This window comes from Agromyces sp. GQ35 (genome assembly GCF_059758475.1).
In genome coordinates, this window is the sequence record NZ_JCAXEO010000002.1 from 404,734 (window position 1) to 428,466 (window position 23,733).

General features: G+C 69.3%; 21 protein-coding genes. 1 reads left to right on the forward strand and 20 read right to left on the reverse strand.

The features are described from left to right. Positions 1-3: 3 nt before the first annotated feature. The 15 genes from AC6CH0_RS13885 to AC6CH0_RS13955 form a co-directional block, all read right to left on the reverse strand. Positions 4-1,962, reverse strand: coding sequence for a primosomal protein N' family DNA-binding protein (locus tag AC6CH0_RS13885; RefSeq protein WP_498101836.1), 1,959 nt, complete (start codon positions 1,960-1,962; stop codon positions 4-6). Between the two features lies 1 nt (position 1,963). Further along, positions 1,964-3,157 (reverse strand): methionine adenosyltransferase, encoded by a 1,194-nt coding sequence (gene metK / locus AC6CH0_RS13890; RefSeq protein ID WP_498101838.1) that lies wholly within the window; start codon positions 3,155-3,157, stop codon positions 1,964-1,966. Next, on the reverse strand, positions 3,154-4,431 hold the full coding sequence (gene coaBC, locus AC6CH0_RS13895; protein WP_498101840.1) for a bifunctional phosphopantothenoylcysteine decarboxylase/phosphopantothenate--cysteine ligase CoaBC: 1,278 nt from the start codon (positions 4,429-4,431) through the stop codon (positions 3,154-3,156). Before coaBC ends, metK begins: the two co-directional genes overlap by 4 nt. Positions 4,432-4,444: 13 nt before the next feature. Further along, positions 4,445-4,702 carry a DNA-directed RNA polymerase subunit omega gene (rpoZ, locus tag AC6CH0_RS13900; protein WP_022891987.1) on the reverse strand — a complete coding sequence of 86 codons (258 nt, stop codon included), beginning with the start codon at positions 4,700-4,702 and terminating at the stop codon, positions 4,445-4,447. A gap of 63 nt (positions 4,703-4,765) precedes the next feature. Continuing rightward, entirely contained in the window at positions 4,766-5,707 is a 942-nt protein-coding gene (gene gmk / locus AC6CH0_RS13905) for a guanylate kinase (protein ID WP_498101842.1), read from the reverse strand. Further along, complete coding sequence (gene pyrF / locus AC6CH0_RS13910; RefSeq protein ID WP_498101844.1) at positions 5,700-6,578, reverse strand: orotidine-5'-phosphate decarboxylase; 879 nt, start codon at positions 6,576-6,578, stop codon at positions 5,700-5,702. The genes gmk and pyrF overlap by 8 nt, the downstream gene beginning before the upstream one ends. Then, on the reverse strand, positions 6,575-9,862 hold the full coding sequence (gene carB / locus AC6CH0_RS13915) for a carbamoyl-phosphate synthase large subunit (protein ID WP_498101846.1): 3,288 nt from the start codon (positions 9,860-9,862) through the stop codon (positions 6,575-6,577). The genes pyrF and carB overlap by 4 nt, the downstream gene beginning before the upstream one ends. Beyond that, complete coding sequence (gene carA / locus AC6CH0_RS13920) at positions 9,862-11,040, reverse strand: glutamine-hydrolyzing carbamoyl-phosphate synthase small subunit (RefSeq protein ID WP_498101848.1); 1,179 nt, start codon at positions 11,038-11,040, stop codon at positions 9,862-9,864. Before carA ends, carB begins: the two co-directional genes overlap by 1 nt. Further along, complete coding sequence (locus AC6CH0_RS13925; RefSeq protein WP_498101850.1) at positions 11,033-11,659, reverse strand: PH-like domain-containing protein; 627 nt, start codon at positions 11,657-11,659, stop codon at positions 11,033-11,035. Before AC6CH0_RS13925 ends, carA begins: the two co-directional genes overlap by 8 nt. After that, positions 11,652-12,995: a dihydroorotase gene (locus AC6CH0_RS13930; protein ID WP_498101852.1), complete on the reverse strand. Its 1,344-nt coding sequence runs from the start codon at positions 12,993-12,995 to the stop codon at positions 11,652-11,654. The genes AC6CH0_RS13925 and AC6CH0_RS13930 overlap by 8 nt, the downstream gene beginning before the upstream one ends. Further along, complete coding sequence (locus AC6CH0_RS13935) at positions 12,995-13,945, reverse strand: aspartate carbamoyltransferase catalytic subunit (RefSeq protein ID WP_498102284.1); 951 nt, start codon at positions 13,943-13,945, stop codon at positions 12,995-12,997. Before AC6CH0_RS13935 ends, AC6CH0_RS13930 begins: the two co-directional genes overlap by 1 nt. Further along, positions 13,945-14,490, reverse strand: a complete 546-nt coding sequence (gene pyrR, locus AC6CH0_RS13940) for a bifunctional pyr operon transcriptional regulator/uracil phosphoribosyltransferase PyrR (protein ID WP_498101854.1) — start codon at positions 14,488-14,490, stop codon at positions 13,945-13,947. The genes AC6CH0_RS13935 and pyrR overlap by 1 nt, the downstream gene beginning before the upstream one ends. 90 nt (positions 14,491-14,580) lie before the next feature. Then, positions 14,581-14,994, reverse strand: coding sequence for a transcription antitermination factor NusB (nusB, locus tag AC6CH0_RS13945; RefSeq protein WP_498101856.1), 414 nt, complete (start codon positions 14,992-14,994; stop codon positions 14,581-14,583). Beyond that, entirely contained in the window at positions 14,994-15,557 is a 564-nt protein-coding gene (gene efp / locus AC6CH0_RS13950) for an elongation factor P (RefSeq protein ID WP_498101858.1), read from the reverse strand. The genes nusB and efp overlap by 1 nt, the downstream gene beginning before the upstream one ends. A gap of 140 nt (positions 15,558-15,697) precedes the next feature. Next, positions 15,698-16,138, reverse strand: coding sequence for a type II 3-dehydroquinate dehydratase (locus AC6CH0_RS13955; RefSeq protein ID WP_498101860.1), 441 nt, complete (start codon positions 16,136-16,138; stop codon positions 15,698-15,700). Between the two features lie 161 nt (positions 16,139-16,299). On the opposite strand from AC6CH0_RS13955, the gene AC6CH0_RS13960 reads away from it, so the two are divergent. Then, complete coding sequence (locus tag AC6CH0_RS13960) at positions 16,300-18,552, forward strand: esterase-like activity of phytase family protein (RefSeq protein ID WP_498101862.1); 2,253 nt, start codon at positions 16,300-16,302, stop codon at positions 18,550-18,552. 62 nt (positions 18,553-18,614) lie between these two features. On the opposite strand, the gene aroB is transcribed toward AC6CH0_RS13960, so the two are convergent. The 5 genes from aroB to mltG form a co-directional block, all read right to left on the reverse strand. Continuing rightward, positions 18,615-19,700, reverse strand: a complete 1,086-nt coding sequence (gene aroB / locus AC6CH0_RS13965) for a 3-dehydroquinate synthase (protein WP_498101864.1) — start codon at positions 19,698-19,700, stop codon at positions 18,615-18,617. After that, positions 19,697-20,215, reverse strand: a complete 519-nt coding sequence (locus AC6CH0_RS13970) for a shikimate kinase (RefSeq protein WP_498101866.1) — start codon at positions 20,213-20,215, stop codon at positions 19,697-19,699. Before AC6CH0_RS13970 ends, aroB begins: the two co-directional genes overlap by 4 nt. After that, positions 20,208-21,428 carry a chorismate synthase gene (gene aroC / locus AC6CH0_RS13975; RefSeq protein WP_498101868.1) on the reverse strand — a complete coding sequence of 407 codons (1,221 nt, stop codon included), beginning with the start codon at positions 21,426-21,428 and terminating at the stop codon, positions 20,208-20,210. Before aroC ends, AC6CH0_RS13970 begins: the two co-directional genes overlap by 8 nt. A gap of 70 nt (positions 21,429-21,498) precedes the next feature. Further along, positions 21,499-22,332, reverse strand: coding sequence for a shikimate dehydrogenase (locus AC6CH0_RS13980; protein WP_498101870.1), 834 nt, complete (start codon positions 22,330-22,332; stop codon positions 21,499-21,501). Beyond that, positions 22,325-23,641, reverse strand: a complete 1,317-nt coding sequence (gene mltG, locus AC6CH0_RS13985; RefSeq protein ID WP_498101872.1) for an endolytic transglycosylase MltG — start codon at positions 23,639-23,641, stop codon at positions 22,325-22,327. The genes AC6CH0_RS13980 and mltG overlap by 8 nt, the downstream gene beginning before the upstream one ends. Positions 23,642-23,733 lie beyond the last annotated feature (92 nt).

Consider the following 23,733-nt stretch of genomic DNA (forward strand, 5'->3'; position numbering starts at 1 on the left):
CGGCTACGGCACCTCGGGGTCGTCGAAGCGCACCCGCAGCACCGAAGGACGCTTCGGCGGCCGACCCGTGACCGGCCGCCGCCGCTCGGTCGCGACGCGGATCATCTCAGCCCTGAGCGTCTTCGCCACGGCCGCTCCCGCCGAGTACTCGAACCGCACGATCGCTCGCTCGAGCCCCTCGTCGGCCGAGACCGGGCCGAGCGCATCGACGCCGTCTGCGGCCTCGCGCGCGGCGGTGAGCGCCCGGGCCACGAGCGCCGGCGACGCCGTCACGCTGGCGACGCGCACCGCGGGCGGGAAGCGCAGGGCGCGCCGGCTCGCCAGCTCGCCCCGCGCCCATTCCGCCTGTCGCCAGCCGGCGAAGGCGCTCGCGAGCGCACCGGCGACGCCGACGAGGTAGACCGGTGATCCGGGCGTCGCGAGCGCCGCGGCATTCGACCACCAACGCAGGCAGTCCTCGGCGACCCGAAGTGATTCGCGCAACAGCATGCGCTCGCCATCGAGGAGCAGCACCGCACGATAGCCGCCGTCGGCGATCGGCTCGGCCCCCCGCGTCGCCACCACGAGTGCCGGCTCCGCGCCGACGCGCAGCACCGGCCGTTCGCCGTCGGAGAGGATCACCCGCGAGGTCGGGAATGCCCGCCCGAGCTCTTCGGCCGTTCGGCTCGCCCCCACCGTTGCCGCGCGCAGTTTCGGGGACTCGCAGACCGGGCAGCGCCAGGTGCTCGCGCTCGTGCCGCAGAGCACGCACCGAGGATCGCCGCCACTGCGCGGCACGACGAGTGCCCCGCCGCACGCGACGCACCGGGCCGGCTCGCGACACCGATCGCAGGCGAGCAGCGGCGCGTGACCCGGGCGCGCGACCTGCACGAGCACGGGCCCCTCGAGGATCGCCTGCTGCGCCGCGCGCCAGGCACTCGACGGGATGCGCGCTGAGCCCGGCTCGGGCGCGGACTGCTGCTCGGTCGGAATGATGCGCGGCCGCACGTGCTTGATCGCCGGCACGTCGTGAACCCAGCCGATCTCGACGAGACGCTCGACCTCGACGCTGCGGGTGTGGCCGAGGAAGAGCAGGGCGGCCCCGGATTGCTCCTGCCGGATGAGGGCGGCATCGCGCGGGTGCACGCCGGGCGCGAGTTGCTCGTTCTGCAACGAGTCGCCGTCGTCCCAGATGGCGATCAGACCCAACCGGCTCGCCGGCGCATAGACCGTCGAACGGTTGCCGATGATGACCCGGGCGTCGGGCCCGGTGGCGTCGAGGAACGAACGGAACCGCTCACCGCCCGTCTGGCGTGCGTCGGTGCGCAGCACGCGACGCGCGTCGAGGCGATCGGCGAGCGCCGCCTGGAGCTGTTCCTGATCGCGGTAGTCGGGCACGATGATGAGGCTCGAGCGGTCGCGCGCGAGCGTGTGCGCAGCGGCCGCGGCGAGGGTCGCCGCCCAGGCCCCGACCCACTCGCCCGAGTCGAGCCGCACCGGTCGTGGATCCGCGGCCAGGGACATCCGCTCGCCCGCCTCGATGCCGGTTTCGATCCGCCCGACCTCGTAGCCGGGAATCGGCGCCGCCGGCGCGGGCAGGTCGCCGGAATCGGGCTCCGCGGCACGCCAGGCACGCTCGGCGCGCACGTACCGGCTGGGAATCGCCACCCTCAGGATGTCGCCGGCATTGCCGGCCGCGCGATCGGCCGCCGCGCGCGCCAGCGCCCACACCTCAGGCATCAGCAAGGGCACTTCGGAGACGACGTCTTCGAGTTCGCTCAGTCGCCCGTCGAACGCGCTCGATTCGGCGAGCTCGACGAGCCAGCCGTTCGCGATGCGCCCACCCGACCGCAGCGGCACGCGCACTCGCACGCCGGCGCGCGCCGTCTCGTGGAACCGCTGGGGCACGGCGTAGTCGAAGAGCTGGTCGAGCTGGGGCAACGGCGAGTCGACGAGCACGCGGGCGACGGAGCCGCCGGCCACGTCAGAGCCCGGCAGCGGTGCGCAGGTCGTCGACCCGGTCGAGGCGCTCCCACGTGAAGTCGGGCAGCTCCCGGCCGAAGTGACCATAGCTCGCGGTCTGCGCGTAGATCGGTCGGAGCAGGTCGAGATCGCGGATGATCGCGGCCGGTCGCAGATCGAAGACCTCGCGGATGGCGGCGATGATCTGCTCGTCGGCGAGAACGCCGGTGCCGAAGGTCTCGACGTAGAGGCCGACGGGTGCCGCCTTGCCGATCGCGTACGCCACCTGCAGTTCGAGTCGGTCGGCGAGCCCCGCGGCGACCGCGTTCTTCGCAACCCAGCGCATGGCGTAGGCCGCCGAACGGTCCACCTTCGAGGGGTCCTTTCCGCTGAAGGCGCCGCCACCGTGCCGGCTCGCGCCGCCGTAGGTGTCGATGATGATCTTGCGACCGGTGAGGCCGGCGTCGCCCTGCGGGCCGCCGACCTCGAACCTGCCGGTGGGGTTGATGAGCACATCGAGCTCGGGGCGAGCGAGTTCGACCGTGTCGAGCACGGGCCGGATCACGAGCTCTTCGACCTCGGCGCGCAGCTGCTCGGTCGAGACCGCGAGCGTGTGCTGGGTGGAGAGCACCACCGTCTCGACCGTCTGCGGCACCTGGCCCTCGTAGCCGACCGTGACCTGGGTCTTGCCGTCGGGTCGCAGGTAATCGAGCTCGCCGTTCTTTCGTACGGCCGCGAGCCGCTCGGCGAGACGATGCGCGAGCCAGATCGGCACCGGCATGAGCTCGGGCGTCTCGCGCGTGGCGTAGCCGAACATGATGCCCTGGTCGCCGGCGCCCTGCTGGTCGAGCGCGTCGATGCTCGCGCGCTCGCGCGACTCGAAGGCATGGTCGACGCCCTGAGCGATGTCGGGCGACTGCCCGCCGATCGACACCGAGACGCCGCACGAACGCCCGTCGAACCACGCGTCGGAGGAGTCGTACCCGATCGAGGTGACCCGCTCGCGCACGATCGCCGGAATCTCGACGTACCCACTCGTCGTGACCTCGCCCGCGACGTGCACGAGGCCCGTGGTCACGAGCGTCTCGACCGCGACCCGGCTGTTCGGGTCTTCACGCAGCAACGCGTCGAGAATCGAGTCGGAGATCTGATCGCAGAGCTTGTCGGGATGCCCCTCGGTCACGGACTCGGAGGTGAAGAGGCGAAGTGCGGTCATGCGGGATCGGATTCCTTCGTGGTGTTCGCGGCAGGCGCCGCGGTCGTCGTAACCGAGACAACCACGTCGAGGATGTCATGCGCCACCGACAGCTTCGTTCCGTGTGCTCGTGTGACGACACCGCCGTCGGGGCCGATCACGATGATGCGATTCTCGTCACCGGCGAAGCCCTCGTTCCAGCCGACGCGGTTGACGACGAGCAGGTCGGCGCCCTTCGCCTCGCGCTTGGCCCGGCCGAGCTCGAGCAGGCGGTCGTCGTCGGCCTCGGTTTCCGCCGCGAACCCGACGAGTACCGTGCCGTCATGCTCGCCATGGCCGAGGCCCGCGAGGATGTCGGGATTGCGGACGAGCTCGAGCGTCAGCCCGTCGTCGCTCTGGTCTTTCTTGATCTTCGCCTCGCTGACGTTCGCGGGGCGGTAGTCGGCGACGGCGGCCGCCATCACGACGACGTCGGCGCCACGGGCGGCATCGGTCACGGCCCGCTGCAGCTCGAGCGCCGTCGAGACCCTGCGGATGTCGCAGCCGACGGGTTCTGCGACCTCGAGGTTGGCCGCGACGAGGGTGACCCGCGCACCGCGCGCCCGGGCGGCCTCGGCGATGGCGATGCCCTGTTTTCCGCTCGATCGGTTGCCGAGGAACCGAACGGGATCGAGCGGCTCACGCGTGCCGCCGGCGGTCACGACCACGTGACGACCGGCGAGGTCGCCGGGCGCGGTGGTGGAATCCGGTCGCGCTTGAGGGTTCGCCGCGCGTTCGAGTGCAGCGCGCACGATCTCGTCGGGCTCCTCCATGCGACCGGGGCCGCTGTCGGCGCCCGTGAGCTGACCTACCGCCGGACCGACGATCGTGACCCCGCGCTCGCGCAGCGTCGCGATGTTCGCCTGCGTGGCCGGGTGCCGCCACATCTCGGTGTGCATCGCCGGGGCGATGACGACGGGAGCGACGCTCGCGAGCACCGTGTTGCCGAGCAGGTCGTCGGCGAGGCCTGCGGCGAGCTTCGCGATGGAGTTCGCCGTCGCCGGGGCGATGACGATGAGGTCGGCGGCCTGGCCGATGGCGACATGGCGCACCTCGGCGACGCCCTCGTACAGCTCGGTGTGCACCGGGTTGCGCGAGATCGCCTCGAGTGTCGGCCTTCCGACGAAGCGCAGCGCAGCCTGGGTCGGCACGACGTGCACATCATGCCCAGCGAGCACGAGGGCGCGAACGACGCCGACGGCCTTGTACGCGGCGATGCCGCCGGTGATGCCGACGACGATGTTGAGCCGAGTCATCCGGCCCTCCGGATCACTCGGCGATCGGGCGGAGCCGGAGCTTGTCTTCGTTGATCTCGTGCAGTGCGACCGAGAGCGGCTTGTCGTCGATCGACGAGTCGACCAGCGGACCGACGTTGTCGAAGAGGCTGCCCTCGTGCAGGTCGGCGTAGTAGTCGTTGATCTGGCGCGCGCGCTTCGACGCGAAGATCACGAGCTGGTACTTCGAGTCGACCTTCGAGAGCAGGTCGTCGATGGGCGGATCGATGATGCCGGACAGCTTCTCAGCCATGGAATGACTCCTTGATCGTGGTGTGCGCACCCGCAGTGCGCGGAAAGTCGTGAGGAGGGCAGCTCAACGCCGACCCTTGCGAGATCTCATCAAGTCTACGACCTCTCGCGCGGCTTCGGCGACGTCGTGGTTGACGACCTGGTGATCGAACTCGTCGACGGCCGCCAATTCGACCTTCGCGGTCTCGAGCCGCCGTTGCTGCTCGGCGGGGCTTTCGGTGCCTCGACCGACGAGCCGGCGCACGAGTTCGTCCCAGCTCGGCGGCAGCAGGAAGACCAGTGTCGCCTCGGGCGCTGCGCGGCGAACCGAGCGCGCGCCCTGGATGTCGATCTCGAGCAGGACGCTGTTGCCGGCGGCGATCGCCTCTTCGACCGCCTTGCGGGGCGTGCCGTAGCGGGAGGCGTTGTGCACGGTCGCCCACTCGAGCAGCTCGCCCTTCTCGACGAGGCGGTCGAACTCGGCGTCATCGACGAAGAAGTAGCTCTCGCCCTCGACCTCGCCCGGCCGCGGCGGCCGCGTCGTCGCCGACACCGAGAGTCGTACGTCGGGGTGGTGGCGACGAATGTAGTCGGCCACGGTCCCCTTGCCGACCGCGGTGGGCCCGGCCAATACGACGAGTCGATCGCCTGTGCCGCCATGGGCAGCGACCCAATCCGCAAGGAACTCGCGAAGGCGTCGACGCTGGAGTCGCCCGAGACCGCCGAGTCGCTTCGACGGTGAGATTTCGAGCTCCTGCATGATGCGCGTCGTCTTCGTCTGCCCGATCGCGGGAATGGAGGTCAGGAATTCGGTGACCCGCAGGCGTCCTTCCACGCCATCGGGCGAGTCGGACGCCTCGCGCAGCACATCGAGGGGGCTTCGCGTTCCGGCGGCGATGGCGGACTTGACGCTCGCCCGCGCGCGCCGCGCGGCGACAGCGGCACGGGATGCCGCGACCCGGTCGACATCGGGAGGCGACTGCCGTGCGGCGGAGACGGAAGCGGAGGCGGTTTCGTGCTCAGACACTCGCAGACCCCACCTCGTCGACGCGGCGGGTCACGGCTTCGGCGAGGGCGTCGGGCCCGACGCCGAGCAGCGACCGCGATTCGCTCACGATCACGCCACCAGCGAGTGATCCGTAGATCGCGCGAAGGTCGGAGAGCTCCCCGCCCTGATGTCCGAAGCCGGGGGCCAGCACCGGCAGGCCTGGCTTGGGCGGGTCGGTGTCGAGGTCGATGCCGGAGGTGCGGAGGTCGATCGTCGCGCCGAGCACGACGCCGACCGAGCCGAGCGAGTGGTTCGCGGCATCCGCTCGCCCCTGGTTCCAGCCGATCACACCACTCGTGATCGCCTGGGCGACCGTGCTGCCGGCCCGACTCGACTGCTGGAGTACGGCACGCTGGATCGCGGCGGCTTCGGGGTTGGAGGTCGCGGCGAGGACGAACAGTCCCTTGCCCGCCGACTCCGCAGCGGCCAGCACACCCTCGATCGAACCGAGCCCCTGATACGCGCTGATCGTCATCGCGTCGGCCTCGAGGCTCGAGCCCGGACGCAGCCACGCCTGGCCGTACGCCTCGACGCTCGTGCCGATGTCGCCACGCTTCACGTCGGCGATCACGAGCAGGCCGGCGTCGCGTGCCTCGGCCATGATGCGTTCGAGCACCGCGTAGCCGACCGCACCGTGCCGTTCGAAGAACGCCACTTGCGGCTTCACGATGCCGGTGCGGCCGGCCGCGGCGTCAACGACGCGCAGACCGAACTCGCGCACGCCCTCGGCCGAGTCGGGCAGACCCCACTGCTCGAGGAGCGCGGCATGCGGGTCGATGCCGACGCAGAGCTTGCCGTAGGCGGCGAACACCGCCTCGAGCCGCTCGCCGAACGGCGTCACCTCGGTCATGCGTTCGCCTCCCGGCGGAGCTGGTACTCCTGCAGGCTCGTGACTTCGAAGCCGTCGCGCTGCACGTCGAGCGAGGCGACGGCCGCAGACAGTTCGGCGATGGTCGTGAACAGCGGGATGTCGGCGGCGACGGCCGCGGCACGGATCTCGTATCCGTCGGCCCGCGACGAGCGCCCGCTCGGGGTGTTCACCACGACATCGACCTCGCCGCGGTGGATCAGCTCCACGACCGACGCAGCATCTTCGCTCGTCTTCTCGCTGAACTTCAACACTTCCTGCGCACGGATGCCGTTGCGCCGCAGCACCTCGGCGGTGCCCTCGGTCGCGGCGATGTCGTAGCCGAGCTGCTGCAGTCGGAGCACCGGGAGGATGATCGAACGCTTGTCACGATCGGAGACCGAGACGAACACCGTGCCCGACGTCGGCATACCGCCGTACGCGGCGAGCTGGCTCTTCGCGAACGCGGTCGGGAAGTCCTTGTCGATGCCCATGACCTCGCCGGTCGAGCGCATCTCGGGGCCGAGCACGGAGTCGACCATGATGCCCTCGCGAGTGCGGAAGCGGTTGAACGGCAGCACGGCTTCCTTCACGGCGACCGGTGCATCGAAGGGCACCCGGGAGCCGTCGTTCGCCGGCAGCATCCCCTCGGCGATGAGTTCGGCGACGGTGGCGCCGACCATGATGCGCGAGGCCGCCTTCGCCAACGGAATGCCGAGCGCCTTCGAGACGAAGGGCACGGTGCGGCTGGCCCGAGGGTTCGCCTCGAGCACGTAGAGCACGCCGGCACCGATCGCGAACTGCACGTTCAGTAGGCCGCGCACTCCGATGCCCTCGGCGATCGCCCGCGTGGCCACACGCACCCGATCGACCTCTGACCGGCCGAGCGTGACGGGGGGCAGGGTGCAGCTCGAGTCGCCGGAGTGGATGCCGGCCTCTTCGATGTGCTCCATGACGCCGCCGATGTAGAGATCGGTGCCGTCGTAGAGCGCGTCGACGTCGATCTCGATCGCGTCGTCGAGGAATCGGTCGACGAGGAGCGGGTGATTCGGCCCGACGATGCCCTGTCCCTCGATGCGGGCGAAGTAGTCGGCCAGCGACGGCGAGTCGTAGACGATCTCCATGCCGCGGCCGCCGAGCACGTAGCTCGGACGCACGAGCACCGGGTAGCCGATGCCTTCGGCGACGTGCACCGCGCCGGCGAGGTCGATCGCCGTGCCGTTCTTCGGGGCGAGCAGGCCCGCAGCGTCGAGGATGCCCGAGAACAGGCCTCGCTCTTCGGCGAGGTCGATCGCGTCGGGACTCGTGCCGAGGATCGGGATGCCTGCGGCCTCGAGACCGCGAGCGAGCCCGAGCGCCGTCTGGCCGCCGAGCTGCACGACGACGCCGACGAGTTCACCCGACTGCGACTCGGCGTGGATGACCTCGAGCACGTCTTCGAGCGTGAGCGGCTCGAAGTAGAGCCGGTCGCTCGTGTCGTAGTCGGTCGAGACCGTCTCGGGATTGCAGTTGATCATGATCGTCTCGAAGCCCGCTGCCGAGAGGGCGAACGACGCGTGCACGCACGAGTAGTCGAACTCGACGCCCTGGCCGATGCGGTTCGGACCTGAGCCGAGGATGACGACCTTCTTGCGATCGCTCGGTTCGACCTCGGTCTCCTGGTCGTAACTCGAGTAGTGGTACGGCGTGAGCGCCGGGAACTCCCCCGCACACGTGTCGACGGTCTTGTAGACCGGGCGAATCCCGAGGATGTGGCGCACCTCGCGCGCGTCGGCCTCGCCGAAGCCGCGCAGCTGGCCGATCTGCGCATCGGAGAACCCGTGGTTCTTCGCGAGCAGCAGGAGTTCGGTGTCGAGGTTCTCGGCGGCCGCGATCGTCTCGGCGACCTCGTTGATGAGCACGATCTGGTCGAGGAACCACGGGTCGATCTTCGTCGCCTCGAACAACTGCTCGAGCGTGGCACCCTTGCGGAGCGCCTGCTGCACCAGCACGATGCGGCCGTCGGTCGGGGTGCTGGATGCCTCGAGCAGCTCCTCGGCCGTTCGCGCTTCGTCGCCCCAGTGGAAGGATGAACCGCGCTTCTCGAGCGAGCGGAGCGCCTTCTGCAACGCCGTGGCGTAGTTGCGGCCGATCGCCATCGCCTCGCCGACGGACTTCATGGTCGTCGTGAGCGTCGGGTCGGCGGCCGGGAACTTCTCGAACGCGAACCGGGGCACTTTCACGACGACGTAGTCGAGCGTCGGCTCGAAGCTCGCCGGCGTGACCCGCGTGATGTCGTTGGGGATCTCGTCGAGCCGGTAGCCGATGGCGAGCTTCGCGGCGATCTTGGCGATCGGGAAGCCGGTCGCCTTCGATGCCAGTGCACTCGAACGTGACACGCGCGGGTTCATCTCGATCACGATGATGCGTCCGTCGGCGGGGTCGATCGCGAACTGGATGTTGCAGCCGCCGGTGTCGACGCCGACGGCGCGGATGATGTCGATGCCGATGTCGCGGAGCTTCTGGTACTCGCGGTCGGTCAGCGTCAGAGCCGGCGCGACAGTGATCGAGTCACCCGTGTGCACGCCGACGGGGTCGACGTTCTCGATCGAGCAGACGACGACCGTGTTGTCGGCCGTGTCGCGCATGAGTTCGAGCTCGTATTCCTTCCAGCCGAGGATCGACTCCTCGAGGAGCACCTCGGTCGTGGGGGAATCGTGCAGTCCCTGGGTGACGATGCGCACGAGGTCTTCCTCGGTGTAGGCGAAGCCCGAGCCGAGGCCGCCCATCGTGAACGAGGGGCGCACCACGAGCGGGTACCCGAGGTCGAGCGCGAATTCCTTCGCCTGCTCGAGCGTCTTCGCGACGTGCGAGCGGGCCACGTCGGCGCCGCACTCGATCACGAGATCCTTGAAGAGTTGACGGTCTTCGCCCTTGCGGATCGCGTCGACCTTCGCGCCGATGAGTTCGACGCCGTGCTTGTCGAGGATCCCGGCGTCGTGCAGGGCGATCGCCGCGTTCAGGGCGGTCTGCCCGCCAAGCGTCGGCAGCACCGCATCGGGCTTCTCTTTGATGATGATCGACTCGATGATCTCGGGAGTGATCGGTTCGATGTACGTCGCGTCGGCGAAGTCGGGGTCCGTCATGATCGTGGCCGGATTCGGGTTCACGAGGATGACTCGCACGCCCTCGGCGCGCAGCACACGGCAGGCCTGGGTGCCCGAATAGTCGAACTCCGCGGCCTGGCCGATGACGATCGGACCCGATCCGATGACGAGGACGCTGTTGATGTCGTCGCGTTTGGGCATTACTCGTTGCTTCCTTCGGTCGCTGAGCTCGTCGAGGTGTTCGCGATGACCATGTCGCGGAATCGATCGAAAAGGTAGTTCGCGTCGTGCGGTCCGGCCGCCGACTCCGGGTGGTATTGCACGCTGAATGCCGGGATGTCGAGGCAGTTCAGTCCCTCGACGACGTTGTCGTTCAGGTCGAAGTGGCTCACCTCGACGCGGCCGAAGCCCTCGCTCGACTCGCTGACCCGGTCGATGGGCGCATCGACCGCGAACCCGTGGTTGTGCGCCGTGATCTCGACCCGGCCGGTCGCCTTGTCGAGCACCGGCTGGTTGATGCCTCGGTGGCCGAACGGCAGCTTGTAGGTGCCGAAGCCGAGTGCGCGGCCGAGCAGCTGGTTGCCGAAGCAGATGCCGAAGTAGGGCAACCCGGCACGGAGCGTGGTGCGCAGCAGCTCGACATGCTGATCGGATGCCGCGGGGTCGCCCGGCCCGTTCGAGAAGAACAGTGCGTCGGGAGCGAGTTCGAGCACTTCCTCTGCCGTGATCGACTGCGGAACGACCTGCACGTCGAAGCCTCGCTCAGCGAGGTACTTCAGCGTCGACGTCTTCACGCCGAGGTCGAGCACCGCGACCGAGCCGACCCGCTCGCCCACTGCCGGCAACGAGTAGGACTCGGTCGTCGAGACCGCGCCCGAGAGGTTCGCGCCGGCCATCGCAGCGCCGCCCTGCACGAGATCGAGCTGTTCCCCGGGTGTCAGCAGCGCATCGTCGCCCGAGAAGATTCCGGCGCGCATCGCACCGGCCGAGCGGAGGTGGCGCGTGAGCGCTCGGGTGTCGATGCCACTGATCCCGACCACCTCGGCCGCAGCCAGGTCGTCGTCGAGACTCCGCTGCGAGCGGAAGTTCGACACGACCCGTGAGGGGTCGCGCACGATGAACCCCGCGACCCAGATGCGGGAGGATTCCATGTCTTCGTCGTTCATGCCCGTGTTGCCGATGTGCGGCGCGGTCATCATGACGATCTGGCCCGCGTAGGACGGATCGGTCAGGGTCTCCTGGTAGCCGGTCATACCGGTGGCGAAGACCGCCTCTCCGAGGGTGCGGCCGCGTGCACCGTAGGCGCGGCCGTCGTACCGCCGACCGTCTTCGAGAACGAGCACGGCGCGCTCGCCGGTCGTTGTGGGGGTCTCAGTCATGCGAGGCCTCACTCTCCTGCTCTGGCCGGAGCGCGGCTGGCGCTGCGGCGATGTCTTCTTGTCGACGCGCGACCGGCGCCGCGGCGATGTCTTCTTGTCGACGCGCGGCTGGCGCCGCGGCGATGTCGTTGACGGCCTGGATGATCTTGGTCGAGTCGCCCGGATATCGGGCGCGAACGTAGCTGTCGACGCGGGGTTCGGCGTGCTCGGCTGCTTCGCGTTCGTGTGCGAGCCACGTGAGGGCGATGAGGCCCTCGGGTTCGACGCCGCGGTCGATCGCGTAGCTCGCAAGCTGCGCGCCGGCGAGCCGGTCGGCCGGGATGAAGGTCGTCGACTCTCCTGCGATGCGTAGGATCACGCCGTCGGGAAGCACCTCGATGCGAGCGGAGCCGCGGAACGCGAGCCCGCGCACGGCCAGACGCTCGAGCGGCTCGCCGACGGGCGTGGTCGCGACGTAGAGCACCTCGGTCTCGAGCAGGGGCGCGCCGTGCGCTTCGGGAACGGGATACGAGCCGAGCGTCTCGTCGCGCGAGGTGCGACGCCTCCACGAGCGATACATGAGCCAGCCGGCGAGGGCGACGATCACGACCGCGACGACGACGCCGATCACCTTATCCATGCTCGGCCCCCGAAACGGATGCCGCGTTGCCGGCGACCTCGTCATGCGGGCGCACGGTGCCGTCGAGGAACGTCGGGTAGCCGCGGTGGAACGTCGCCACGACACGCCCCGGCAGACGGCGGCCGAGGTACGGCGAGTTCGTGCTGCGCCCGGCGAGTCGGTCGAGATCGAATTCCGCCGCGGCCGCCGGGTCGTAGAGCGTGAGCTCGGGTGCCGCCCCCGCGGCGATGGACTCGCCGTGGCCGTGCAGCCGGCCGATGCGGGCCGGAGCGGACGACATCACGCGAGCGACATCCCCCCAGGTGATGAGGCCCGTCTCGACCATCGCGGCGTGCACGACCGCGAGCGCCGACTCGAGGCCGACCATGCCGTTGGCGGCCGCCTGCCACTCGCTCTCTTTCGCCTCGAGCGGGTGCGGGGCGTGGTCGGTCGCGACGATGTCGATCGTGCCGTCGGCCAATGCCGCACGCAGCGCGTCGACGTCTTCGCTGCGGCGGAGCGGCGGGTTCACCTTGAACCTGGGGTCGTAGCCGGCGATCAGGTCTTCGGTGAGCAGCAAGTGGTGCGGCGTCACCTCGGCGGTCACGTCGATGCCGCGGGCCTTGGCCCAGCGGATCACCTCGACCGAGCCGGCGGTCGACACGTGGCAGACGTGCAGTCTCGAGCGCACGTGCTCGGCGAGCAGCACGTCGCGCGCGATGATGGACTCTTCGGCGACGGCGGGCCATCCGGTGAGGCCGAGCTCGCCCGAGAGCGCCCCCTCGTTCATCTGCGCGCCCTCCGTCAGCCGCGGCTCCTGCGCGTGCTGGGCGATGACGCCGTCGAAGGCTTTGACGTACTCGAGGGCGCGGCGCATGAGCAGCGGGTCGGAGACGCAGAAGCCGTCGTCGGAGAAGACGCGCACGTTCGCACGTGAGCGGGCCATCGCGCCGAGCTCGGCGAGCTGTTCGCCCTTGAGCCCGACCGTCACCGCCCCGATCGGCTGCACGGTGGCATAGCCTGCGGCGCGCCCGAGGCTCGCCTCCTGCTCGACGACCCCGGCGGTGTCGGCGACCGGGAACGTGTTCGCCATCGCGAAGACGGCGGTGAATCCGCCCGCGGCAGCCGCCTGGGTACCCGTGAGCACGGTCTCGCTCTGCTCGTATCCCGGCTCCCGGAGGTGGGTGTGCAGGTCGACGAGGCCGGGCAGCGCGATGAGCCCATCGGCATCGATGATTGTGGCGCCCGCGGCATCCGCGATGCTGCCGACTTCGGCGATGATGCCACCCTCGAGGAGGATGTCAGCGCGTCCACCGTCGGGAAGGCCGGCTCCGGTGATCAGGAAACGCTCGTTCATCAGGCATCCCCCCGATCGCCGGACAGCAACAGGTACAGGGCGGCCATTCTCACTGAAACTCCGTTCGCGACCTGCTCGCGCACCGTCGACTGCTGTGAATCGGCTGCGCGGGCGGCGATCTCAAGCCCACGGTTCATCGGGCCGGGGTGCATCACCATCGTACCGGGGGGCAACGCATCGAACCGGGCGTCGTCCAGACCCCACGTGCGTGCGTACTCGCGACTGTTCGGGAAGAACGCCGCGTGCATGCGTTCCGCCTGGATGCGCAGCATCATGACGACATCCGGCGTGCGCCGGAGCGCCGCGTCGAGGTCGTAGCCGACGGCGGCGGGCCAGGAGGAGGTGTCGACGGGCACGAGGGTCGGCGGGGCGACGAGCTCGACCTCCGCCCCGAGCGTGGCAAGCAACCAGACGTTCGACCGTGCCACACGCGAGTGCAGCACGTCGCCGACGATCACGACGCGCACGCCGTCGAGGGCACGGCCGCGCGACGCCGTGCCGTGCAGGCGCCGACGCATCGTGAAGGCATCGAGCAGCGCCTGCGTCGGGTGCTCGTGGGTGCCGTCGCCGGCATTGACGACGCCGGCGTCGATCCAGCCGCTGGTCGCGAGCGTGTGCGGAGCGCCCGACGCGTGGTGGCGGATGACGACGCCGTCGGCGCCCATCGCCTGCAGGGTCTGTGCCGTGTCTTTCAGGCTCTCGCCCTTCGAGACGCTCGATCCCTTGGCACTGAAGTTGATGACGTCGGCCGAGAGCCGTTTCGCGGCGGCCTCGAACGAGATGCGGGTGCGCGTGGAGTCCTCGAAGAAGAGGTTCACCACGGTCTTGCCGCGCAGCGTCGGAAGCTTCTTGACCTCTCGCTCCTGTACGGCGGCCATGTCCTCCGCGATGTCGAGCAGTTCGACCGCGTGCTCGCGGGAGAGTTCCCGGGTGCTCAGCAGGTGCCGCATCATGCTCCGCCCTCATCGATCGTCACGGCGTCGTCGCCGTCGATCTCGCTCAGGCGCACGTTGACGCGCTCGCGGGCCGAACTCGGCAGGTTCTTCCCCACGAAATCAGCACGGATGGGGAACTCGCGATGACCTCGGTCGACGAGCACGGCGAGCCGCACCGCGCGGGCGCGGCCGAGATCGCTCAGTGCGTCGAAGGCCGCGCGGATCGTGCGGCCCGAGTACAGCACATCGTCGACGAGCACGACGGTCTTGCCGTCGATGCCGCCCGGAGGCAGCTCCGTCGGATGCGGCGTGCGCGTGCGCGTTCGGGTGAGGTCGTCGCGGTACATCGTGACGTCGAGAGCGCCCGTCGGCGGTGCAGCGGCATCGGGCTCGATGCGTGCGATCGTCTCGGCGATGCGGCGGGCGAGGAAGACGCCACGCGTCGGAATGCCGAGGATGACGAGGTTCGAACTTCCGCGATTGGATTCGAGGATCTCGTGCGAGATACGGGTCAATGCCCGCGAGAGGTCAGCCTGATTCAACACGGCGCGTGCCATCAAACGACTCCCTTCTCCGCCTCACAGGACGGCCTTAAAGGTTGTCAACTCGAGCAAGTCTATCCCGTTCGGCCGCACCTCGCGGCGAACGCGTCAGGCCTTCGCGTGCGAGATCGCCGCGAGCAGCCCGTTGACGAAGCCCGCTGAATCGTCGGTCGAGAGCACCGTGGCCGCCTCGACGGCCTCGGAGATCGCAACCGGGTCGGGCACGGCGTCGTTGTGGATGATCTCCCAGACCCCGATGCGCAGGATCGCGCGATCGACGGCGGGCATGCGCTCGAGCGTCCAGCCATGCGAATGCGTCTCGATGAGCTCGTCGATCTCAGCGCGATGGTCGACGATGCCGTCGACGATCTCGCGGGCGTACAGCCAGGAAGCGGCTCGCTCGGGTTCACCGACCGCTTTCTCGGCCTCGACGACGAGCATCTGCTCGACCGGCACCTGGCGCATATCGGCCGAGTACAGCATGTCGAGCGCGCGCTTGCGCGCCTTGGTACGAGCGCTCACTAGTCGTTCACACGGCCGAGGTAGTCGCCCGTGCGGGTGTCGACCTTGACCTTCGTGCCGGTTTCGAGGAACAGCGGAACCTGGATCTCGTAGCCCGTCTCGACGGTGGCGGACTTCGTGCCGCCGGTCGAGCGGTCGCCCTGCAGACCCGGCTCGGTGTACGTGATCTCGAGCACGACCGAAGCAGGCAGCTCGACGTAGAGCGGGTTGCCGTTGTTGAGCGCCACCGTCACCGACTGGTTCTCGAGCATGAAGTTCGCTGCGTCGCCGACGACGGTGCCCGGAACGGTGATCTGGTCGTAGTCGCTCGCGTCCATGAACACGAAGCCGTCGCCGTCGGCGTACAGGTACGTGAAGTCGCGGCGGTCGACGTTCTCGACCTCGATCTTCGCGCCCGCGTTGTACGTGCGATCGACGACCTTGCCCGTGACGACGTTCTTCAGCTTCGTGCGAACGAACGCACCGCCCTTGCCCGGCTTGACGTGCTGGAACTCGATGACGCTCCAGAGCTGGCCGTCGATGGAGAGGACGACGCCGTTCTTGATGTCAGCGGTGCTTGCCATGCGTGTGTGTTCCATTCAGTTGCGAAGAGGCTCGGCCGAGTGGCCGGAGAAGTACAGTCGGTCGAGTTTAGTCGCTCACCTGCGACCGCGCCAATGCGAGCGGGAGGCGAGCGGATGCGACATCCGACCACCGGTTCGTTTCAGGCGTTGCGCAGCACCCAGTCGATCGCCAGGCGGTACGAGTCACTGCCGAAGCCGGCGATCACCCCGGTGGCGACGCCGGAGATCACGCTCGTGTGCCGGAAGGTCTCGCGCGTGTGCGGGTTCGACAGGTGCACCTCGACGAGCGGAACGCCCGCCTGCTTGAGCTGCGCGGCGGCGTCGCGAAGCGCGTAGCTGTAGTGCGTGAACGCTGCCGGGTTCAAGATGACCGGCAGCCGTCGGTCGACCGCCTCATTGATCCATCCGATGAGCTCGGCCTCGTCGTCGGTCTGGCGCAGGTCGAGCGAGACATCGTCGGGCACGGATGTCGCGAGGGAATCGCCGATGTCGGCAAGGGTCTCGTCGCCGTACACCTCGGGTTCGCGCGTGCCGAGCCGGCTCAGGTTCGGTCCGTTGAGGACGAGGATCGTGGAGGTCACGCGGCCAGCCTACCGAGCCGACCCTGAGTCATCGTCGCTCCAGCTCGCCAGAGGGCGTGCCGCCGAAGCGCCGCGCGCGGTCACTCCGCGTTCACCGAGTGGTCGGCATCTCGACCGCCGACGGCCATTCCCGAGTGCGCCGCGGACGATTGGGTTGCGGCATGGCACATCAGATCGCACACGCGCCGACGCGCATCCTGGCCCTGGCCGCAGCGGCCGCCACCGCGGCCGTCCTCCTCGTCGCCACCCCGGCGCATGCTGCCGGGAACGGGGAGCCGCAGTCGCCGACCGTGAAGACGGTCGAGCCCACGCTGGTCGCCCGGGCGACGCTCTCGGCCGATCACCTCGAATCGGGTCCGGCCTCGGGCGCCCTCGCGTCGGCCGCGAACGGTCGCACCGGTCCCTTTGCGGGTCAGGTCGTTCCCGGTTTCTCCGCGATGATCGACAACGGCGACGGCACCTTCTGGGCGCAGCCCGACAACGGCTTCGGATCGAAGGCGAACTCGGCCGACTTCCTGCTGCGCAACTACCTCGTGCGGCCCGACTGGGAGACCGCTGACGGCGGCCCTGGCGAGATCGAGATCGAGCGTTTCGTCTCGTACAACGACGCGAACCGGGTGCTCGACTTCCCGATCGTGAACGAGACCACCGAGGACCGCCTGCTCACCGGCGCGGACTTCGACATCGAATCGATCGTGCGCGCGAAAGACGGCACGTTCTGGGTCGGCGAGGAGTTCGGGCCGTTCCTGCTGCACTTCTCCGCCGACGGCACCCTCCTCGAGCGGCCGTTCCCGATGCCGGGCGGCGCGAAGTCCCCGCAGAGCCCGTATCTCGGCGCCGGCGAGACACCGCTCGTTCGAGCGAGCCGCGGATTCGAGGCGCTCGCGGGTTCGAACAACGGCCGCTACCTCTACCCGGTACTCGAGGGCGCATACGCCGACGAGACCGAGCTGCGCCGACGCGAGATCCTCGAGTTCGACACGAAGCGCGGCGCCTACACCGACCGCACCTGGAGCTACCAGACCGATCAGGACGCGAACGTCGTCGGTGACGCATTCACGGTGCGCAGCGATGTGCTGCTCCTGGTCGAACGCGACGACTTCGAAGGCGACCAAGCAGTCACGAAACGCGTCTACGAGATCGACCTCTCGCGCACCGATGCCGAGGGGTACGTCGAGAAGACGCTCGTACTCGATGCCCTGAACATCGCGAACCCCGACCTACTCGCAGCCGGCGACGGCTACGGCACGGGCGAGGTGTTCTCCCTGCCGGTTCAGTCGTTCGAAACGGTCGTGCGGTTGCGCGATGGGCGGCTGCTGATCGGCAACGACAACAACTACCCGGGCAACGATTCCCGCATCACGGGAACGCCCGATGACACCGAGTTCGACCTGATCGACCTCACGAAGCAGCGCCTCCCGTCGTCGGACATCACGGTGGTCAGCCACCGTGGCGCGAGCGGGTACCGGCCCGAGCACACGCTCGCGGCATACCAGGCGGCCATCACGCAGTGCGCGGACTTCATCGAGCCCGACGTGGTCGCGACGAAGGACGGCGTTCTCGTGGCGCGCCACGAGAACGAGATCAGCGGCACCACGGATGTCGCAGCCCGCCCCGAGTTCAGCGACCGCAAGGTGACGAAGACGATCGACGGCAGCTCGGTGTCCGGCTGGTTCACGGAGGACTTCACTCTGGCCGAACTGAAGACGCTTCGCGCGATCGAGCGGCTCCCGCAGCTGCGCCCGCAGAACACGGCGTTCAACGGGCTGTACCAGGTGCCCACGCTCGATGAGGTCATGGACCTCGCTCGGCACTCGGTCAGCTGCCAGGGACGACCGGTCGGGGTCTACCCCGAGACGAAGCACCCGACGTACTTCGACTCGATCGGGCTCTCACTCGAGGAACCGCTGGTCGCCGAGCTCGCCGCGAACGGTCTCGACCACGCCGACGCCCCGGTCATCGTGCAGAGCTTCGAGGTCGCCAACCTGCGTGAACTCGACCGCGTGACCGACGTCGCGATCGCACAGCTCGTCAACGGGAGCGGTCGCCCCTACGACTTCACCGTCGCCGGTGACGCGCGCACCTACGCAGATCTCGTCACTCCGGCCGGGCTCGCCGAGATCGCGAGCTACGCCGACGGCATCGGGGTCGAGAAGAACGTGGCGATCCCCCGGCTCGCCGACGGCACCCTCGGCGAGCCCGCCCCGGTGATCGCCGACGCGCACGCCCTCGGTCTCGACGTGCACGCCTGGACGTTCCGCCGCGAGAACGCGTTCCTCGCCGCCGAGTACCGCTCGAGCACCGACCCTGCCGGCATCGGCGACCTCGCGGGCGAGATCCGGGTGTTCGTCGACGCGGGAATCGACGGCCTGTTCAGCGACAACCCCGACATCGCAGTGGCAGCGATCGACTGAGCGCGACGCTCGGAACGAGGGCGGATCGGCGCGGAGACCGGTGATCCGCCCTCGTGCCGCGGTCAGGAGGCGATTTCCTGGTACGCCGCGAAGAGCAGCGACTGGTCGGGGGCGAGCATGACGGTGGGCTTCGCCACGTCGTCGAGCACGATGAATCGCAACTGACCCGCTCGAGCCTTCTTGTCGCGCTGCATCGTGGCGAGCAAGGTGTTCCAACGGCCCGCCGGGTACGAGGTCGGCAGGCTCAGCAGGTCGAGCACTCGCTTGTGACGGTCGGCGACCTCGTCGGAGAGGCGGCCGGAGAGCCTGCCGAGCTCGGCCGCGAATGCCATGCCGACCGCGACGGCAGCGCCGTGACGCCACTGGTAGCGCTCGGCATGCTCGACCGCGTGGCCGAGCGTGTGCCCGTAGTTCAGGATCTCGCGCAGACCCTGCTCGGTGAAATCCTCGGAGACGACGTCGGCCTTCATCTGGATCGCGAGCTCGATCGCACGCCGGAATTCGGCAGACGCCGGGTCGGTGGCGACATCGGGATCCGCCTCGATGATGTCGAGGATCTCGGGATAGCGGATGAAGCCCGCCTTCACGATCTCGGCGAATCCAGCGAGGATCTCGTTCTTCGGCAGGCTGCCGAGAACGTCGAGATCGCAGATCACCGCGGCGGGCGCGTGGAATGCCCCGACGAGGTTCTTGCCTTCATTGGTATTGATTCCGGTCTTACCCCCGACGGCTGCGTCGACCATGGCGAGCACGGTCGTGGGCACCTGCACCACGCGAACGCCGCGAAGCCATGTGGCGGCGACGAATCCCGCGAGGTCGGTGATCGCTCCCCCGCCGAAGCCGACGACCACGTCGGTGCGGGTGAAGTCGGCCTGTCCGAGTACCTGCCAGCAGAACGCTGCGACCTCCACGCGCTTGCCGGCCTCGGCGTCGGGCACCTCGGCGAGCAGCACCTCGAATCGGTCGGAGAGCGCCTCACGCAGTGCGGCCGCACGCGCGCCCAGTGTCGCGGGGTGCACGATCAGCACCTTGGTCGCGGCGCCGCCGATCGCGTCACCCAGTTCGGCGAGCACCCCTCGGCCGATGATCACGTCGTATCCGGTCTCTCCGCCGACTCGAATGCTCGTGCGTGCCCCACCTGTCGTCATCGTGCTCCTCCGAAGTGCTCGGTGATGTCGTCGACGATCTTCGCGACCGAGCGTCGCGAGGTGTCGATGCCGAGGTCGGCGACGTCGTCGTAGATCGGCCGGCGTTCCTCGAGGATCGCGATCCATCGCTCGAGGCCGCCCTCGACGAGCAGCGGCCGGGTACCGCCGGCGAGCCGCGGCGCGACCGCCGAGGCCGAGACCTGCAGCCACACGACGGGAAGTGCCGAGAGATCGTCACGCGTGTCGGGATGCAGCACCGCACCGCCGCCCAGCGAGACCACCGCCTCCTCGCGGAGCGCCTCGGCGACGACCTCGCGTTCGACCACTCGGAAGTACTCCTCGCCCTCGCGCTCGAAGATCTCGTCGATGGGTCCGTATCGCTCGACGATGCGCAGATCGGTGTCGATGAACGGCGCGCCCGCCGTCGCTGCGAGCCGCTGTCCGACCCGTGACTTGCCGGCACCCATCGGGCCGACGAGCACGATCGGCAGGGTGAGACGACGGCTCTCAGACACGATCGGCATCAGCCGGCACCGAGGCGCCGGCGGTGCGGAGCGTCTCGGGAATGGCCGCGAGATACGACTCGAGGTTGCGGCGGGTCTCGTCGATCGAGTCGCCGCCGAACTTCTCGAGCACGGCGTTCGCGAGCGTCAGGGCGACCATGGCCTCGGCGACGACACCCGCGGCGGGGACCGCGACGACATCGGATCGCTGGTGGTGAGCTGCCGCCGCCTCACCTGTAGCGACATCGACGGTCGGTAACGCGTGGGGCACGGTCGCGATCGGCTTCATGCCCGCGCGCACGCGCAGCACCGTGCCGGTCGACATGCCGCCTTCGGTGCCACCGGCCCGGTCGCTCGCGCGCGAGATCAGGCCATCGGCCACGTGCAGCTCGTCGTGCGCCGCCGAGCCACGACGCGTGGTCGTGAGGAAGCCGTCGCCGACCTCGACGCCCTTGATCGCCTGGATGCCCATGAGCGCGGCGGCGAGCTGTGCATCGAGTCGGCGATCCCAGTGCACGTGCGAGCCGAGGCCCGGAGGCACTCCGTACGCGAGTACCTCGACGACGCCACCGAGCGTGTCGCCCTCTTTGTGAGCGAGATCGACTTCGGCGACCATTGCAGTCGACGTCTCGGCATCGAAGCAGCGCAGCGGGTCGGCATCGAGGAGTTCGACATCATCGGGCGTCGGCAGTGGGCGCCCCTCGGGCACTCGCACCGGGCCGATGGCGAGTGTGTGCGCGACGAGGGTGATGCCGAGCTCGCCGAGGAACGAGCGGGCCACGGCGCCGAGCGCGACGCGCGCGGCCGTTTCACGGGCGCTGGCTCGCTCGAGCACGGGCCGCGCTTCGTCGAAGCCGTACTTCTGCATGCCCACGAGGTCGGCGTGACCCGGCCGCGGCCGTGTGAGCGGTGCGCCACGGCCTCGGCCGATCTTCGCCGCGTCGACGGGTTCGGGGTTCATCACGTCGTGCCACTTCGGCCACTCGGTGTTGCCGATGCGCAGGGCGATCGGGCTGCCGAGGGAGCGACCGTGGCGGACGCCACCGGAGATCGCGAGTTCGTCTTGCTCGAACTTCATCCGGGCGCCGCGCCCGTAGCCGAGCTTGCGGCGCGCGAGGTCGGCGCGGATGTCGTCGAGCAGGACGGGGATACCGGCGGGAAGACCCTCGAGGATCGCGACCAGCTCGGGGCCGTGCGACTCTCCGGCAGTGAGCCAACGGAGCATGTTCCTATCCTTCCACAGGGGCGGTGGACCGGATCGCGCATGACGCGACCCGGTCTTGTGAGTGGGGCTGTCAGCGCAGCGCGGCGCGCATCGCCTCGAGCACGGCGTCGTCGTCGTCGAGCGGGGCGTTCGGGTCGCCGTTGACGAAGACGCGCACTTGGAGCAGCGCCTGATGCAGCAGCATCCCGAGTCCGTGCACGACCGTGCCACCGGCGTCGAGCCAGTGCGAAGCGAGCGGCGTCGGCCAGGGATCGTAGGCGACGTCCAGCAGCACGGCGTTCGAGACGAGCGCAGCCGATGGTCGGACACCGAGGTCGGCGCCGCCGGGAACGGTGCTCACGACGAGTTCCACGTCGTCGATCGCGGCGAGATCGGCGATCGCCCCCGTTTCGATCTCGATTCCGAGCCGCGAGCCGAGATCCACGAGCGGCGCTGCTGCACCCTGACGTCGCACGAGCAGAGTCGCGCGGACGACGCCGAGTTCCGACATCGCCACGAGTGCCGACGCGGCCGTCGCACCGCCGCCGAGCAGCAGCGCCTGCGATGCGGAACGGAGGCCTGCCTCCTGCAGCGTGCGCACGATCCCGCCGACATCGGTGTTGAAGCCGCGTCGGACGCCACCGTCGAACAGCACCGTGTTCGCCGCGCCGGCGAGGACGGCGACGTCGTCGAGTTCGTCGAGGAGCGGGAGAACGTCCTGCTTCAACGGCATCGTGAGGGACAGACCGCGCCACGAGGCATCCCGTTCATCGATGAACTGGCCGAGCTGCGCGCCGGTCATCTCGATGGCGGTGTACTGCCACTCGATCCCGAGCACGGCGTATGCCGCCCGGTGCAGTGCCGGGCTCTTCGAGTGGGCGATGGGAGAACCGAGCACGGCCAGCCGGCGCGCGGTGTCAGCCACCGTACTCGGGGTGTTCTTCGAGCCACGCGAGGAAGCGTTCGACGGCCGCGTCATGCTCCTCGATCGTCGCGGAGAAGACCGTTTCGCCGGTGTCCAGGTTCACGGTCACGAAATACAGCCACGGACCCTCGGCCGGGTGCAGTGCCGCATCGATTGCGAGGTCGCCGGGATTGCCGATCGGTCCCGGCGGCAGGCCGGGATGCACGTAGGTGTTGTAGGGATTCGCAGGGTCCTCGCGCTCCGCGTCCGTCGTCGTGACCACCGAATCGTCGCCCAGGCCGTAGTGCACGGCGGAATCGAACTGCAACAGCCCGCTCTCGAAGAGTGCCGGGTCCAGTCGATTCTCGATGACCCGGGAGACCTTGTAGTAGTCGTCGCGGAGGCCTGCTTCGCGCTGGATCAACGATGCCTTGACGACCGTGGTCCAGCGGCTCTCGGGCGGAACCCCCGCGGCGTCGAGCGCCTCGATGGAGCGATCCACGAGCATCTTCACGATGTCGGGCGCGGTGGCCCCCGGCGCGAACGTGTACGTCGCGGGGAACAGGAACCCCTCGACGCTCGTCGCCTCGGGGGGCAGGCCGAGCGCCTGCGGACTCGCGACGGCGGCCTGGAACTCCTCGATCGGGATACCGGTCGCTGCCGCCGCCTCCGCGAGCGCGTCCTTCGCCCACATGCCCTCGGGAATGACGAACGTGTTCTCGAGCTTGTTCGCCGGGTCGACGAGTGCGTCGAGCGCCGCCTGCGCACTCATCTCCTCGGCGAGCTGATAGGCCCCGGGGTGGAACTCGGGCTCCGGGCTCTGCTCGAGGAGCAGGTCGTAGAACGCGTTGTACGACGCTGTCACGCCCTCGTCGACGAGGTTCTCGGCGATATCTGCACCCGTGTCGCCGTCACGGATCATGAACACGACCTCGCCGGTACCGGAGCCGGAGTAGTCGGCGGCAGGCGTGAACCGCTCGATGACCGCATTGATCGGCCCTTGCAGGAAGAAGAACGCCACGGCACCGAGTGCGACGACGATCAGGAGCCCGATGAGGCACCCCCACGCCCCGCGTCGCTTCGGCTTCTCGGGTTCGAACGGGTCGGAGGTCACGGCTCGTCGCTCGGCACGGGACGAGCGACGATGGTCGGAGGCATCCCCAGCGACCAGCGGGTCGACCGCCATCGGGTCGGCGAGCACGGCGTCGAAGCGCGATGGCGCCCCCTCGCCGCCGGGCGGTGCCGTCGGAGGTTCCTCGGCGGCCGCGGCAACGGCGCCGGCTTCGGCCGCTTGTCGCTGCTCCGCTTCCCTCGCCTCACGGCGGGTCATGGGCCGACCGTCGGTACCCGACGTCGGCGAGGCCGGCGGCTTCGGCGGGCCATCACCGGTTGCTGCGGAGTCAGGCCGAGCCGGCTTCGGCG

Excerpts from the sequence above, each read along its gene's own strand:
- metK (WP_498101838.1), bottom strand. The coding sequence starts at position 3,157 with ATGACCGCACTTCGCCTCTTCACCTCCGAGTCCGTGACCGAGGGGCAT.
- coaBC (WP_498101840.1), bottom strand. The coding sequence starts at position 4,431 with ATGACTCGGCTCAACATCGTCGTCGGCATCACCGGCGGCATCGCCGCG.
- rpoZ (WP_022891987.1), bottom strand. The coding sequence starts at position 4,702 with ATGGCTGAGAAGCTGTCCGGCATCATCGATCCGCCCATCGACGACCTG.
- pyrF (WP_498101844.1), bottom strand. The coding sequence starts at position 6,578 with ATGACCGAGGTGACGCCGTTCGGCGAGCGGCTCGAGGCGGTGTTCGCC.
- carB (WP_498101846.1), bottom strand. The coding sequence starts at position 9,862 with ATGCCCAAACGCGACGACATCAACAGCGTCCTCGTCATCGGATCGGGT.
- carA (WP_498101848.1), bottom strand. The coding sequence starts at position 11,040 with ATGACTGAGACCCCCACAACGACCGGCGAGCGCGCCGTGCTCGTTCTC.
- AC6CH0_RS13925 (WP_498101850.1), bottom strand. The coding sequence starts at position 11,659 with ATGGATAAGGTGATCGGCGTCGTCGTCGCGGTCGTGATCGTCGCCCTC.
- AC6CH0_RS13930 (WP_498101852.1), bottom strand. The coding sequence starts at position 12,995 with ATGAACGAGCGTTTCCTGATCACCGGAGCCGGCCTTCCCGACGGTGGA.
- AC6CH0_RS13935 (WP_498102284.1), bottom strand. The coding sequence starts at position 13,945 with ATGCGGCACCTGCTGAGCACCCGGGAACTCTCCCGCGAGCACGCGGTC.
- efp (WP_498101858.1), bottom strand. The coding sequence starts at position 15,557 with ATGGCAAGCACCGCTGACATCAAGAACGGCGTCGTCCTCTCCATCGAC.
- AC6CH0_RS13960 (WP_498101862.1), top strand. The coding sequence starts at position 16,300 with ATGGCACATCAGATCGCACACGCGCCGACGCGCATCCTGGCCCTGGCC.
- aroB (WP_498101864.1), bottom strand. The coding sequence starts at position 19,700 with ATGACGACAGGTGGGGCACGCACGAGCATTCGAGTCGGCGGAGAGACC.
- aroC (WP_498101868.1), bottom strand. The coding sequence starts at position 21,428 with ATGCTCCGTTGGCTCACTGCCGGAGAGTCGCACGGCCCCGAGCTGGTC.
- mltG (WP_498101872.1), bottom strand. The coding sequence starts at position 23,641 with ATGACCCGCCGTGAGGCGAGGGAAGCGGAGCAGCGACAAGCGGCCGAA.